The sequence below is a fragment of the Neobacillus cucumis genome, assembly GCF_023715505.1.
In genome coordinates, this window is sequence record NZ_JAMBOH010000008.1 from 140,990 (window position 1) to 155,135 (window position 14,146).

Consider the following 14,146-nt stretch of genomic DNA (forward strand, 5'->3'; position numbering starts at 1 on the left):
CATATTTCTCTTCGAGTAGGACAGAATAACTATGGTTCATTTTTAAAAGGAGGTATGCTCAGATGGAAGACAATTCAACACATGAATTTGTAGAAAAACTGCATGAAAAACAGGAAAAAGATAAGGACAATAAAGAACGTCAAAGCAATGGAACCCAAAGCCAAAAATTACCTAATAAACAGCATTAAACGAAAAAGCCCCGTCTCTACCATAAGCCGGGGCTTCTTCTTGAAGAATTATTTATTCATATTAGCCAAAAAACCACCAAGCAGGTCATCAGGATCAAGTTCTTCTTCCTTATTGTCCTTCTCAGGCTGCATTTCGGGCTTCTTAGCACTATCCCAGTCAAACTCACTTAAATCATCTTCCATATCAAGGTCCTCTAATCCAGCCGCGAGCTCTTCAAAAGACTCCTCCTCAATAGGAATATCCACCTTACTAGCTGGAGCCGGAAAGGGAACAGACTGTAATTCCTCCTGAAGGTATAAGGCTTCGTCAATATCTATGGAATTACTATTTAATGATGCTAGTAAAGAAGTTGCCCGGATCGGGTCAGAAATCAATTGATAGAGAATACTGCCAAGCATTGCTTCAGAATGCTCATGTTTTAACCAATCGCGCTGAACCTTTGTTAACTTCTTAGGAAGGGGAATGGTAACTGTTTCTTTCTCACGTGAAAAAGAATGACTTACCCCTTGTATGACAAACTCGGCAATGGTGCTGGAGAAATTCCTTCGTTCTGTCTCCTTTAACCTTTGTAAATGCTTAACGATATGGTCAGGCGTATCAGATGGGATACGAAAAGAAATCGCCTGGCCTCGCTTAATTTCAGAAGTTTTCTGCATACTTTTCTCACCTAGTTAGCTTTGACTGGTTCTTTAGGCTTCTCCGTTTTTCTAACAAAATCCATGATAAGCTTATAGTAAGCATTAGCCATCATCCAAATGCTTTCCTTATCATCTTCAAAGAATTCAATATTATAACCGTCTAAATTATTATTTAAAGTTTTTATATAATCTTTTAAGACATGGGATCCGCCGCCGACAAAATAGCAGATTTCTGTCTGCGAGTTTTTCTGCCAAACATTTCGTAATAAACGGTATTGTTTCTTGGCTAAATCAAGCAAAATACGGTCGGTAATATCGTGAACACTTGTCCGGCTTCCTTTAACCATAATATGATTGCGGTCATTTTTCCTTGTAATGATTTCAACTACGTCACGGCGGCTATCGAGCTCAACACCGTGCTTGATTCGAATTTCCTCGCGAATGGATTCTAATGATTCCGAAACCCCAAGGTTAAAGCCCTGCGCTTTATCATCATCTACATTTCGATTTTTAATGACAGCAATATCAGTTGATAACCCGCCAATATCTTGAATTAAAATGCGTTTATCAATTAAATCCTTGTTAATAATTTTTAAATTGTTGTCCATTACTAGATTAATATAAGCGGCAAACCCTTCCGGATAAACCTTTACTTCGTTAAATTTAATATTAACCTTCAATCCTTGGTATTTCGGTGTCACCAAAAATTCAACTTGGTGAACATTTCCAACCAATCTTGAGCGATATCCGGCATCCTTACCTTCTTTTACTTCACGAAGGGGAAGACCTGTTCCTAATGTATAAGAAGCATCAATTACATTCTTAGTACGTGGAAAAGCGTCTTGTTTTACTGCATCCAAGGCCAATGTGGTAAAAAGCATGATCAATGTTTGGTCTTCTTCTGATTTGCTGCTGCCTGGATCTAATTCAGTGGCATTATTTGTTTTAGTCGCTAAATTGCCGACACGATATATCACATTGTTATCTTTTAGGGCAGGGGAGTGGACCTTGACATGAATCCCATCTAAAGGATTTTTATTATCAAGTTCTTCTATACCGATTACAGGGCGATCCTCTGTATCTCGGGCAACAATGTTAGGAATATTTAATTCATACTCTAGTTCCCCGAAAATGGCCTTAATTGAGTCATTTCCTACATCAATTGCTGCAACTCTGGACTTTGTCATAAATATATCATTTCCTTTCATTTTTCAAGTAGTTTATGTAATAAGTATCTCTACTTACTAAGGCTATATGAGATTGATAGATTCTTCAATGCAAATTTTTAAAAAGAAATAAAAGTGTAAAAAAGTAAACAATTTGTAAACTTTACCAACTATGTACACAATAATGTAAACAAATTTACAATTGTCGTCTACATCGCTTCAAATCAACATGCAAACCACTTTGTATACATGTAAACCACTTTGTGCACATGATGTAAACGAAAAGTAAACTTGTAAACTTCTTTGTATACTTATTTGTTTACAAGTTTGCGAATTTGTAAACTTATTCATATACATGCAAACAGTTTTGTAAACAAAATATTTTTTAGCCCAAAAAAGCCTGCTTTATCCTTTGATCATGCAGGCTATAATCGATAGTATATAGGAAAAGGTAAGATGCGCCACTGTGATTATCCGGAATTGAATTTCCGGCCATTTCTTAACTATCAAAAAGATAATACCAATTGTCGTCGTTTATTATCTAGCTAGTTATTCTTTCTAGTGTATAGAAGGGTAGAAACCTATTTATGTTAGTATTTAACATACTCGAATTGGCAGATTCGTCCCGATTATCTAGTGAATAGCCAAGTCAGTATTCATGATACTGTTTGATCTAGAGAATACCCATTACTATTATCCTCAATCAAGTCTTTTTCATTACTCCAGTCTGATCAAAACAACATCTTCTTCCATTTTCTTCTGAATAGCCTGATTGCATGACTTCGTCCTTAATTAAAAAATACTTACTTCCGCCAAAATCCCACCATCCTATTTTCATCACGCCTGCTGGATTAAAATAATTTCGATTACCGTTAACAGTTACTCACCTTGTTTTCATTACAAAATTGGAATCAAAAAGTACTTTTTCCCATCTCTAGACAGCTAGATTGTTATCATAACACCAGAGTTATCAAAGAAATATTTTGCCTGCTAGAACTTGCCCGCCATTTTGTATATCCGTTTTCTCACATTACTAACACTCTCGTTCACACATACACTGACTTGATTACCATTGGCCTTTGCAAACGCATCAATGCTGCTTCCTTATCTTAAATAATGACAGTTTTGCTAACATCCACCTGATTGAAAGTAAGTGTATGAGATTGTTACATTCTTCATAAGTAATTTTTAAATAGATTTAATTTTTTATAATAGTAAACAATTTGTAAACTTTATCAACAATGTACACAATTATGTAAACATAATTACAAATCTTGTTTACATCTCTTTAAATCAACATGTAAACAACTTTGTATACACGTAAACGATTTTGTAGACTCACTGTAAACAAAACGTGTACTTGTGAACCACATTGTAAACAAGATATTTTTTTAAAAAAAAAGCCTGCTTCATCGCCCTGCTTGAAATTTTGCTGCTCAGTCCCTACGAGGCGCTCGACATAATTCCTTAGTTCCCTGGCATTTGTGCAGGCTGAAAATCGATATAGGAAGTAAGATGCACCAGTGTGTTTATCCAGAATAGAATTTTCGGCCATTTCTTTACTTACAAAAAGATAATACCAATTGTCCTCGTATCTTTTCTAAGAGATGGAAAGGTAGATACCTGTTTATGATAATATTCAACTCGCTTGAATCGGTAGAATCGTCCTGATTGTCAACAGCAATAGCCAAGTCAGTATCCATGATACCGATTGAATTGGTGTAATAAGTTATGCCTCCATTTCACAGGTATAAACTGTCGAATTAAGAGTAATTGTGTCAGGCACCACAACAGCTTGAAATGAGGAAGTGAATTGGGTTATTCTTAATCAGACAATTCCACTGAAGGTTGTGGTTAGTATGAGGATTAATAAGTTTATTAGTGAGTCGGGTAAGAGCTCTAGGCGTGGGGCTGATAAGTTAATTAGCGAAGGCAGGGTCACGATTAATGGCAAGGTGGCTCAAATGGGCAGCCAGGTTGAGCCTGGAGACCAGGTTCGAATAGATGGAAACCCGGTTAAGGTAAAGAAGGAATACGTTTATCTTGCCTTAAATAAGCCTGTTGGGATTACGAGTACAACCGAGAGGCATATCAAGGGAAATATAGTTGATTTTGTGAATCACCCTATGCGGATTTTCCATATAGGCCGCTTGGATAAGGACTCAGAAGGACTAATACTGTTGACAAATGACGGGGACATTGTAAATGAGATTCTCCGAGCAGAAAATAAGCATGAAAAAGAATATATTGTTACTGTGAATAAGCCCATTACAGCTGAATTTGTAAAGAAAATGGCTGCTGGAGTGGAGATATTAAATACGAAGACACTTCCTTGCAAAGTAACACAGCTTTCGAAGTATGTCTTTCAAATTATCCTAACCCAGGGACTCAACCGCCAAATCCGCAGGATGTGTGCTGCCTTAGGCTATGAGGTCGCCAGACTGCAGCGCACTAGAATTATGAATATCCATTTAGGAAACCTGCCGATTGGTCAGTGGCGGGATTTAACCAAAAAGGAAAAAGAGCAATTGTTCCATGATCTTCAATATCAGCCTAGAGAATGGTAAATAAACAAAAGGGAGGAACTGAGACTAGAGTTTTAGTGCCTCCCTTTTTATGTGTAATGGACTTTCTTGGCAAAGTAAATCGTATCAATACCTTGGCCTCGATGATCAATTAGTCTCGTACTTACTTCAAAACCTAGTGTCTCCAAAATATGCAGATGCGAACTGTTTGTGGACCATGTTCTCGTTGAAAGAAAAGGCATTCTAAATTGGGATGGAATCTGTTCTGATTGAATCATCTTATAAAATTGCCGCGTAATTCTTTGGTTTCTAGCACTCTTTGTTACACAAATCGTTGTAATATAATTGCTTGGAGAAAATCCCTTTAATTCTGAGCAGCTATAATTATGTTTAAAGGTCATAAAGCCTACAGTCTTGCCACTCTCTTTACTTAAAGCTAAGATGAGCGGCTGGTTAATGATTTCCTCGTAGTAAGAATGTGGCAAATCCTCATGATTCACCTCGTGTTGAAGAACACTTTGAAAGGTGCTTCCCCTTGCTGATAGCGGAGGGAAAAATTCATTATCACTCTCACACAGAATTTCCCACACAGCCTCCAGGTGATCTGGCTCTCTCAAATTTTCAAAAAACTCTAATTTAATCTCCATCCGATCTTACACCCTTTTCGTTCAGATTATCTAAAATTAAAGCACACTTACCCGTTGTCTCCAAGCATGTTGTTTAATGTAGAAAAAATACTAAATCTGTTCATCTATTAATTTAAAAATATCTAAATATACTATTGTAAATTATGTATTGTTTAATTATAATACAAGACATTACAATTAAAACGTTTTCAAATAAAAAGGCGGTGATAAAATGAGATTTGCGGGGATAACATCACTTTTAGACATTTCCCATTTAATTATTTTCGAATACCATCGAGCAGATTAGGATTAACAATATGGAATTATGGGCTGGTGAGCCCTTGCATATATGTCGATCACGAGAAAAATGGTGTATTAGAATGGAGAGATTATCTGGCAAGTCTTCAAAAATATGATTACCAAGGAGTTTGCACCCTAGAGATTATAGAAACGATATTATCAAAATCCACAAGATGCATTCATTAAATCATTTGAAAAAATTAAGGAATTAGGATTCTTATAATTTGGATTTGGAGGAACTCTTTATGAGTAATGGCACTCTTACACGAAAACTAGGTTTTTGGTCTGCTCTAGCGATTGCAGTTGGAACTACTGTTGGATCCGGTATCTTTGTCTCATCCGGTGATGTTGTGAAAGCAGCAGGAACTCCTTCTATTTCAATTTTAGCCTGGATTATCGGCGGCCTTATCGCAATCCCGCAGGTAATGGTATTAGCAGAATTATCAACTGCTTATCCTGAAAATGGAAGCGGTTACGTATATCTAAATAAAGCCGGTTGGCGACCTCTTGCCTTTCTATATGGATGGGCGACGTTCTGGGCGTTAGACCCCCCTTCTATTTCTATTATGGCTTTAGCAATTGTCTCTTACCTTGCTACCTTTTTTCCTTTCTTTTCTGGTATAGCTGGTAAGTTGTTAGGGGTTGCGATCATCTTAGTCATTACCTCCATCCATTATCGAAGTGTAAAAGAGGGTGGACTATTCCAAGTTATTATCACTGCTGTTAAGATCATTCCTTTTATTATTGTAATTGTTTTAGGTTTGATGTATATGAAAGCTGGTCATTTTTCATATGTGCCTGCGCATGGAGCTATAAAAACAAGTTTAATCGGAGGCGTATCCGCAACTACTTGGGCTTACACAGGTATGGCGGCGATTTGTTTTATGGCTGGCGAATTTAAAAATCCCGGTAAAATTCTCCCGCGTGCACTCATTAGCTCGGTATTCATTGTACTAGCTTTGTACACATTGCTTGCCATTTGTGTCATCGGCTTAATGCCGTTTGATAAATTAATCCATTCAAATGCTGCTGTTTCAGAGGCAGTGAGCTATATTCCAGGTCTTTCTCATATGGCTTCTTCCTTTGTCGCAATTACTGCCATTATTGTTATTCTCGGATCATTAAGCTCTTGTATTATGTTTCAGCCTCGTTTGGAATATGCGATGGCGAAAGATGGTCTATTTTTCCAACGTTTCGCTCAGGTTCATCCTAAATATGAAACTCCTAGTTTTTCTATTATTATTCAGGTCACATATGCTTGTATTCTCGTATTTATGAGTAATTTAACAGCCTTACTTGGGTACTTCACGCTCATTCAGCTTGTCATTAATATTCTGGACTTTGCAGCGGTTTACAAATGCCGTAAACGGGATGATTATAACCCAATCTATCGGATGCCAATGTGGAAATTAACAACTATTTTAGCCATCCTTGGTGCCTCATGGCTTGCTTGGGGAACCTTCACTTGGGCCCCTTGGCAAGGTATGATTGCAGCATTTATTGTTATTTCAACCGGACTTCCTGTTTACTTTTACTGGAATAAAAGGTATGGGTCCGCAAGTAGAGAGGGCAATGATGTAGTGGCATGACTTGATTAATAGGAAGTTAAATCCACTATACTAACTTCCTATTTTTTTAAATACACATTGCATTATTTGTTATATTTAATTATAATACAAGACATAACAAATAGATTTTTCCACCATATAAAAGGAGGACCAAGTCCATGTTAAAATTTGATGAAGAATTATTCCTTACGCTTGTTGAAAAAGAGGGCCTTGCATTTAGAGGGGAAATTGAAGGTTTTGTCGATGAAATCTGCCAAAAAGGCTACAAGAACATTTTCCTTATCGGTGCAGGCGGAACCATTGCCATGATGTATCCCTATGAGTATATTCTAAAATCAAACTCTACGATTGACGTTCATGCAGAAATTGCAGCGGAGTTTATGGTTATGAACCATAAGCATTTTAGTAAAGATTCAGTTTGTATCTTTACCTCTGTTTCCGGAACAACGAAAGAAACCCTTGCAGCTGCCGAGTATTGTAAAGAAAAAGGAGCCACAACCATTGCATTAGTAGCAGAGCCGAATACACCATTAACAAAAATGGTCGACTATTGTATAACTACAGGATCAGAAAAACATTCTTTTGATACTTTTTATCTGCTTCTCTACATGGTTATCTTCCGATTTATGTATAACCATGATGAATTTCCTCAATATGAGCAATTTACGAAGGAAGTTAATTTACTCCCACGTGCCATTCTGAATGCTGTTAAATCTTTTGATCAACAAGCAGAGGAATTTGCGATCAAACATAAAGATACAGATTATCATATGATGGTGGGTTCCGGTAATTTGTGGGGGAATACTTATTGTTATGCGATGTGTGTTTTAGAAGAAATGCAATGGATCCATGCAAAATCCATTCATGCTGCTGAGTTTTTCCACGGTACGCTTGAACTTGTCGTCGAAGATACAAGTGTGATTTTACTAAAGGGAGAAGATGAAACAAGGCCTCTTATGGATCGTGTAGAAAGATTTGTTGAGAATATAACAAAGAATGTAACGATTATTGATACAAAGGATTTTGAGATGGAAGGGATCAGCGAGGAATTTAGAAAACACTTTGCTGTTAGCATTAATTGGTCCGTCTTAAGCAGAATCAGTGTCTACCTTGAGCGTGAACGGAACCATTCATTAGAACTTAGAAGATACTATCGCCAAATGGAATATTAAAAATGATAATGAGCACTATTCGTAGTGCTCGTTTCTTCTTAAAAAAGGAAAAGTGGGGATTTAGTAATGAAAATAGCTGCTGTCGGAGATAACTGCATGGATGTTTATCAAGCAAACGGGAAGGCCTATCCTGGAGGAAATCCCGTCAATGTCGCTGTCTATTTAAAAGGTTTAGGTGCTGAATCGTCCTATATTGGCTGGGTTGGGGCTGATTCATACGGTAAGGATATGATTCATGCTATTCAAAACAAGGGCGTAGATACTACTCATCTTTCTCAAAAGGAAGGAAAAACGGCTATTACCTATGTTGAATTAGTCGGAAATGATCGCAAATTTGGAGAATACGATGAAGGTGTAATGGCTGACTTTACCTTGACGCCGGAGGAAATTATTTTTATCGGAACACACAAATGCGTACATGCTGGAATTTGGGGACATGTGGAACAATATTATCCTGTATTTAAAGAAATGGGGCTGCTTACCTCATTTGATTTTTCAAACCAATTAAATGATTCACTGGTAAAAACCTTACCACCGTTTGTCGATTATGCCTTTTTTTCCTATACAGAAGATGATGCCTATATACGTCAGTATTTAAAAGAAATTAAAAACCTTGGCTCTAAATTTGCTGTGGCAACATTAGGCGAACATGGTTCACTTGCCTTTGATGGCCAACAATTTCACCGATTTGGTGTAAGATCCCAAGAAAATGTAGTTGATACAATGGGGGCAGGGGACTCTTTTATTTCAGGTTTTATTTATGGAATATTGAAAGGCTGTACCATTAACGAATGTTTAAAGTTAGGTACGGAAACAGCTGCAAAAACGATTCGATATTTCGGTGCATGGTGACTAGGACTGGGCTCTCGATGTATAATAGATATTATAATTTATTGATGGATAAGGATGAAGCAAGTAATGAATTTAAATCCTTCTACCCCCCAGCCTCTCTATATGCAAATAAGGCAAATGTTGAAAAATGATATCCAGCAAGGTAAGTATAAACCAGATGAACAAATACCAACCGAAGCTGAACTTTGTGAAATTTATAACGTAAGTCGGATTACCATCCGAAAGGCAATTGAGGAGTTGGTAAAAGACGGTACATTAACACGTATTCCACGGAGAGGAACTTATGTTACCTCAAAAAAGTTTCATAACGAGTTGATATCTGTAAGCGGGTTCTCAGAGTTCAGTCATCAACTGGGCATGACCCCTAATTCTCGAATTTTAAAAAGTGAGGTCATACCTGCAACCGAGGAAATAGCAGAATATCTTAAAGTCGAGGAAGGAAGCCCCATTTTGGAACTTGAGCGGCTAATGTATGTAAATGATCGTCCTCTTTTTTATGATATTGCCCATTTCTCGTTAATTCGATTCCCAGATCTTGAAAAGAAAATTGTTGGAAATGAATCAACGTATAAAATTCTTTTGAACGATTACCAAACCGAAATTGTCAGTAATGACAAAATCATCGATGTCATTGGTGCCACAAAAGACTACGCTAAATGGCTGGAGTGCGATATTGGCGCTAATCTCTTTAAAATTTTAAAAATTTCATTTAATTCAGCTGATGAACCTGTACACCTCTCTACCTTTATGTGTGAAACAAACAAGGTTAAACTTACGGTTCATCGGGCAAAATAAGATAACTTATTTGGTGTCCAGCTTTTTTATTTATTTTTTTTATTTTCCTCTTGCCATAATATTTAAGTACTGCTATTATGAAGTAGCATGATTTTTGGAAAGCAAATATTCAATATATCTGGATCTTTCCAAGCAGATAACCTTGACCACTTCCTTGGAAGTTTAGGCCATACGGACAGCCGGGTCAACTGCCGATTGGCAACTTTGGTTGCCTTATTGATTGAGTTAAAAGCTCAAATTTTATAAGTTGGTTACTTTACAACCAGTGCACATGCACACAACTTGTGAAACGGTCAATAAGAGTGGTAAAAGTGATTATTTGCTATATAGACTCTGATCCTAAAATGATATATTTTGAATATTAAAAAGCTTTCTGCCAGAGTGTCTGATGACTTGGTAGAGTATAGATATGACTTTATGTCATGGATATACTGTGACTTTTAATATTGAATATATCAAAGCAAGTGTTGTGCGCAATTAATTCCTGCGTTTTGCACTTGCTTTTTTTGTTGTTACGGAATTTAGTTGTGCCTTTAAAAATTTATTAGGTTAGGAGAAATGAAAATGGGAAAAGCACTAATTATCGGGGCTGGCGGCGTAGCGTCTGTTGCAGTCCATAAATGTGTTCAAAACAGTGATGTATTTGAAGAAATTTGTATCGCGAGCCGTACTAAATCAAAGTGTGACGAATTAAAAGCGAAACTTGAAGGCGGCAAAACAAAAATTACAACTGCACAGGTTAATGCAGATAATGTAGATGAGTTAATTGCATTAATTAATGAAGTCAAACCAGATATCGTCATGAACTTAGCATTACCATACCAAGATTTAACCATCATGGATGCTTGTCTTGCTACAAAGACACACTATATGGATACAGCAAACTATGAGCCAGAAGATACGGCAAAATTTGAATACAAATGGCAATGGGAATACCGTGAGCGTTTTGAAAAAGCCGGCATCACCGCCCTTTTAGGCAGCGGCTTTGACCCAGGTGTGACAGGCGTATTCTCCGCTTATGCATTAAAACATTATTTTGATGAAATTGAATATATCGACATTCTTGATTGTAACGGCGGCGATCATGGCTATCCTTTCGCAACAAACTTCAACCCTGAAATCAATATTCGTGAAGTTTCTGCTAACGGACGTTACTGGGAAAATGGCGAGTGGATTGAAACTGAGCCAATGGAAATCAAGCGCGTTTATGACTTCGCTGAAGTTGGCGAAAAAGATATGTATTTGCTTTACCACGAAGAGCTTGAATCTCTTGCGGAAAACATCCCAGGACTTAAGCGTATCCGTTTCTTCATGACATTTGGCCAAAGCTACCTTACACATCTAAAAGCACTTGAAAATGTAGGTATGACTTCTATTGAGCCAATTGAATTTGAAGGTAAACAAATTATTCCTCTACAGTTCTTAAAGGCTGTATTACCAGATCCAGCTTCCCTTGGACCTCGTACAGTTGGTAAAACAAATATCGGCTGTATCTTTAAAGGGAAAAAGGATGGAAAAGACAAAACGTATTATGTTTACAATGTTTGTGACCACCAAGAGTGCTATAAAGAAGTGGGCTCTCAAGCCATTTCATATACTACAGGTGTTCCTGCGATGATCGGTGCAGCAATGATCCTAACTGGTAAATGGAACAAAGCCGGCGTATATAATATTGAACAATTTGATCCAGATCCATTCATGGAAGAGTTAAACAAGTGGGGACTTCCATGGGTAGAGGACTTTAATCCAGTTTTAGTTGATGATGAGCCTGCAGTGGAAAAAGCAACGGAGCTAGTTAAATAAGATGCGGTTTGAAGAATTACCAACACCGTGCTATGTCATCGATGAAGGTCTCGTCGAACGAAATCTAAAAATCCTAAACGGTGTTATGCAGCGTACAGGAGCAAAGATTGTTTTGGCACAAAAGGCATTTTCTATGACAACAATGTATCCCCTCATTGGAAAATATTTAAGTGGCACCACAGCAAGTGGTTTATTTGAAGCACGTTTAGGCTACGAAGAAATGGGCAAAGAAAATCATGTCTTTGCCCCTGCCTACCGTGATGATGAAATAGATGAAATTATTTCGATTTGTGATCACATTATCTTTAATTCGTTCTCACAGTTGGGAAAGTTTAAAAATAAAGCGCTAGAAGCCGGTAAAAAAGTGGGCTTGCGTATTAATCCTGAATGCTCTACCCAAATCGGACATGCAATCTATGATCCATGTTCACCAGGGTCTAGATTTGGTGTAATTACGGAGCATTTTCGTCCTGAATTGCTCGACGGTGTTTCAGGGCTGCATTTCCACACCCTTTGCCAGCAAAACTCTGACGACTTAGAAACTACTTTAAATGCAGTAGAAGAAAAGTTCGGGGAATGGCTTCCGCAGATGGAATGGATTAATTTTGGCGGCGGACATCATATTACTAGAGAAGATTATGACATTCCAAGATTAGAAGCTTGTATTAAGAGAATGCAGGAGAAATACGGTTTAGAAGTTTATCTGGAGCCGGGCGAAGCGGTTGCTCTTAACGCAGGTTATCTAATTACCACTGTGCTTGATACACATCAAAACCAAATGGATCTTGCCATTCTTGACACATCTGCCTCCTGCCATATGCCGGACGTTTTAGAAATGCCATATCGCCCTCCTCTTTTTGGATCAGGAGAAGCAGGTGAAAAGCCATATACGTATCGACTTGGCGGACAAACATGCCTGACAGGCGATATCATTGGTGATTATTCCTTTAACGAGCCTTTAAAGAGCGGTGACCGGTTAGTTTTTGGTGATATGGCCATCTATACAATGGTTAAAAACACGACATTTAACGGCATGCCATTACCAGCTATAGCTGTTAAAAAAGCAGATGGCGACTGTGAAGTTGTACGCGAATTTGGCTATCAAGACTTTAAAATGAGATTAGCATAATAGATTGTATACGCAGAGGGACGGTTCCCTTGCTTCATTAGAAGCAAGAGAACCGTCCCTCTGCTTTTTTCTTATATTGTGAAGGAGTTTGTCCAGTGAATTTCTTAAACACCCTCGTAAAATAATTCAAATCATTGTATCCGACGATTAAAGCGATATCTGTGACCGCAGCGGTTCCGGTTTGAAGATGGAGCATAGCTTCCTCGACTCTTTTTTGATTTACATAGTCAATGATGCTTTTGCCCGTATCCTGTTTAAACTTGCGAGATAAGTGAGAAGGATGGACATGAATGCTTGCTGCAATTTCTTTTAGGGTTAATGTTTTTTCAAGATTTGAATGGATATAATCGACTGCCTTTCTAACAATGATGCTGAAGTCCCTGGTTGAGTGTTTCTGAACGAGACCGCAATATTCATTTATCATATCGGACGCTAATATTTTTAAGTAGGGAAGATTTGGGGCTCTTTCAATAAGAATTGCAAATTTTTCCGACACATGGTGGATAATGATGGGCTGAAGGCCGCCCTTTTCAGCCGAAATCCTGCATAAGGTATTTAAGACAAAAAGTAGATTTTTTGCCGAACGGAAGGGGCTCTCGGGAATACGGTCAAAAAAGTCCAGAATCCCCTTAACCTCCTTTGATAGCCTGCCAATTTCCTCCATATCACCTTTTTCTATTGCCCTCATTAATTTCTTTTCCGCTTTATATCGCTCCTCAATCAAATTTTTATCTTCTTCGTAAAGGACTTTTTCAACTTTTTCCGCTGACTTACGAACTTCGGTGCTCACTAATTTACCATCTATATAGGAATGATGACACATATTAACCAGCAAATCCCCCAGATAGGTAGACTTGTTACTGCCAATAATCGAAAGTGATTGATAATAATCTTGAAGCTGTTTCCGTTCACTAACTGGAAACTTATTTTTTGAGATAAGGTCACTAATCATCTCATTGGAAGGAATACTAGATAAAAATGGGCCCAAAACAACAAATCCCTTATATTGATTATTACTCCAAATCCCTGCTGCTAAGTATTCAAGCCCAATGCTATTTATGTAATAAAAATACTGATCGTTCTCTGCCATCATTAATTTTTCATTCATTGTTGGATCATCATTGGCGAAGGGTTGAAGGAGCAGGGGTGTTTGAATTTGTGATCTTTGAAATATGATATTCCCTTCGCGGTCCACAATCTTTACATCCAAATAAGTAATCGAATGCAGCAGCTTTCCTTTTTTAATGATTTCCACCTTAAATTCATCTCCACTAGTCTATTTCCCCTATTAAAACCGTTCAGAAGAAAATATGCAATATTTATGCTAATAAAGTCAAATTTGTATGATTATCTATTCAAAACCTATACTATAATGAATTGGAT

The 14,146-nt window shown here is 37.5% G+C and carries 13 protein-coding genes; 8 read left to right on the plus strand and 5 right to left on the minus strand.

Annotation, left to right across the window (positions count from 1 at the left end):
- Nucleotides 1-62: 62 nt before the first annotated feature.
- Entirely contained in the window at nt 63-188 is a 126-nt protein-coding gene (locus tag M3226_RS13950; protein WP_251566336.1) for a DUF4023 domain-containing protein, read from the plus strand.
- 48 nt (nt 189-236) lie between these two features.
- On the opposite strand, the gene M3226_RS13955 is transcribed toward M3226_RS13950, so the two are convergent.
- The 3 genes from M3226_RS13955 to M3226_RS32240 form a co-directional block, all read right to left on the minus strand.
- Nucleotides 237-845: a hypothetical protein gene (locus M3226_RS13955; protein WP_251566337.1), complete on the minus strand. Its 609-nt coding sequence runs from the start codon at nt 843-845 to the stop codon at nt 237-239.
- Nucleotides 846-856: 11 nt separating this feature from the next.
- Nucleotides 857-2,014, minus strand: a complete 1,158-nt coding sequence (locus M3226_RS13960) for a ParM/StbA family protein (RefSeq protein WP_251566338.1) — start codon at nt 2,012-2,014, stop codon at nt 857-859.
- Nucleotides 2,015-2,696: 682 nt separating this feature from the next.
- The gene (locus M3226_RS32240; RefSeq protein ID WP_285857848.1) at nt 2,697-2,831 is read right to left on the minus strand and encodes a hypothetical protein; all 135 of its coding nucleotides are present in this window, start codon (nt 2,829-2,831) and stop codon (nt 2,697-2,699) included.
- A gap of 1,021 nt (nt 2,832-3,852) precedes the next feature.
- Here M3226_RS32240 and rluF point away from each other — a divergent pair.
- Nucleotides 3,853-4,560: a 23S rRNA pseudouridine(2604) synthase RluF gene (gene rluF / locus M3226_RS13965; RefSeq protein ID WP_251566339.1), complete on the plus strand. Its 708-nt coding sequence runs from the start codon at nt 3,853-3,855 to the stop codon at nt 4,558-4,560.
- Between the two features lie 47 nt (nt 4,561-4,607).
- On the opposite strand, the gene M3226_RS13970 is transcribed toward rluF, so the two are convergent.
- Nucleotides 4,608-5,165 carry a hypothetical protein gene (locus M3226_RS13970; RefSeq protein ID WP_251566340.1) on the minus strand — a complete coding sequence of 186 codons (558 nt, stop codon included), beginning with the start codon at nt 5,163-5,165 and terminating at the stop codon, nt 4,608-4,610.
- Nucleotides 5,166-5,689: 524 nt separating this feature from the next.
- On the opposite strand from M3226_RS13970, the gene M3226_RS13975 reads away from it, so the two are divergent.
- The 6 genes from M3226_RS13975 to nspC all read left to right on the plus strand — a co-directional run bounded on the left by M3226_RS13975 (nt 5,690) and on the right by nspC (nt 12,763).
- A complete protein-coding gene (locus M3226_RS13975) occupies nt 5,690-7,033 on the plus strand; it encodes an amino acid permease (protein WP_251566341.1) in 1,344 nt (447 codons plus the stop codon).
- A 137-nt stretch (nt 7,034-7,170) separates the two neighbouring features.
- Nucleotides 7,171-8,184: an SIS domain-containing protein gene (locus M3226_RS13980; RefSeq protein ID WP_251566342.1), complete on the plus strand. Its 1,014-nt coding sequence runs from the start codon at nt 7,171-7,173 to the stop codon at nt 8,182-8,184.
- 66 nt (nt 8,185-8,250) lie between these two features.
- A complete protein-coding gene (gene frlD / locus M3226_RS13985) occupies nt 8,251-9,036 on the plus strand; it encodes a fructoselysine 6-kinase (RefSeq protein WP_251566343.1) in 786 nt (261 codons plus the stop codon).
- A 66-nt stretch (nt 9,037-9,102) separates the two neighbouring features.
- Nucleotides 9,103-9,831, plus strand: coding sequence for a GntR family transcriptional regulator (locus M3226_RS13990; protein ID WP_251566344.1), 729 nt, complete (start codon nt 9,103-9,105; stop codon nt 9,829-9,831).
- 564 nt (nt 9,832-10,395) lie between these two features.
- Nucleotides 10,396-11,634, plus strand: coding sequence for a saccharopine dehydrogenase family protein (locus M3226_RS13995; protein ID WP_251566345.1), 1,239 nt, complete (start codon nt 10,396-10,398; stop codon nt 11,632-11,634).
- Between the two features lies 1 nt (nt 11,635).
- Entirely contained in the window at nt 11,636-12,763 is a 1,128-nt protein-coding gene (gene nspC / locus M3226_RS14000) for a carboxynorspermidine decarboxylase (RefSeq protein ID WP_251566346.1), read from the plus strand.
- Nucleotides 12,764-12,800: 37 nt separating this feature from the next.
- Here the strand turns inward: nspC and M3226_RS14005 are convergent, their stop codons facing one another.
- Complete coding sequence (locus tag M3226_RS14005) at nt 12,801-14,018, minus strand: AraC family transcriptional regulator (protein WP_251566347.1); 1,218 nt, start codon at nt 14,016-14,018, stop codon at nt 12,801-12,803.
- Between the last annotated feature and the right edge of the window lie 128 nt (nt 14,019-14,146).

Coding starts and splice junctions, on each gene's coding strand:
- M3226_RS13980 (WP_251566342.1), top strand. CDS start 7,171: ATGTTAAAATTTGATGAAGAATTATTCCTTACGCTTGTTGAAAAAGAG.
- nspC (WP_251566346.1), top strand. CDS start 11,636: ATGCGGTTTGAAGAATTACCAACACCGTGCTATGTCATCGATGAAGGT.
- M3226_RS13975 (WP_251566341.1), top strand. CDS start 5,690: ATGAGTAATGGCACTCTTACACGAAAACTAGGTTTTTGGTCTGCTCTA.
- rluF (WP_251566339.1), top strand. CDS start 3,853: ATGAGGATTAATAAGTTTATTAGTGAGTCGGGTAAGAGCTCTAGGCGT.
- M3226_RS13960 (WP_251566338.1), bottom strand. CDS start 2,014: ATGACAAAGTCCAGAGTTGCAGCAATTGATGTAGGAAATGACTCAATT.
- M3226_RS13970 (WP_251566340.1), bottom strand. CDS start 5,165: ATGGAGATTAAATTAGAGTTTTTTGAAAATTTGAGAGAGCCAGATCAC.
- M3226_RS32240 (WP_285857848.1), bottom strand. CDS start 2,831: ATGAAAATAGGATGGTGGGATTTTGGCGGAAGTAAGTATTTTTTAATT.
- M3226_RS13995 (WP_251566345.1), top strand. CDS start 10,396: ATGGGAAAAGCACTAATTATCGGGGCTGGCGGCGTAGCGTCTGTTGCA.
- M3226_RS13950 (WP_251566336.1), top strand. CDS start 63: ATGGAAGACAATTCAACACATGAATTTGTAGAAAAACTGCATGAAAAA.
- M3226_RS13990 (WP_251566344.1), top strand. CDS start 9,103: ATGAATTTAAATCCTTCTACCCCCCAGCCTCTCTATATGCAAATAAGG.
- frlD (WP_251566343.1), top strand. CDS start 8,251: ATGAAAATAGCTGCTGTCGGAGATAACTGCATGGATGTTTATCAAGCA.
- M3226_RS13955 (WP_251566337.1), bottom strand. CDS start 845: ATGCAGAAAACTTCTGAAATTAAGCGAGGCCAGGCGATTTCTTTTCGT.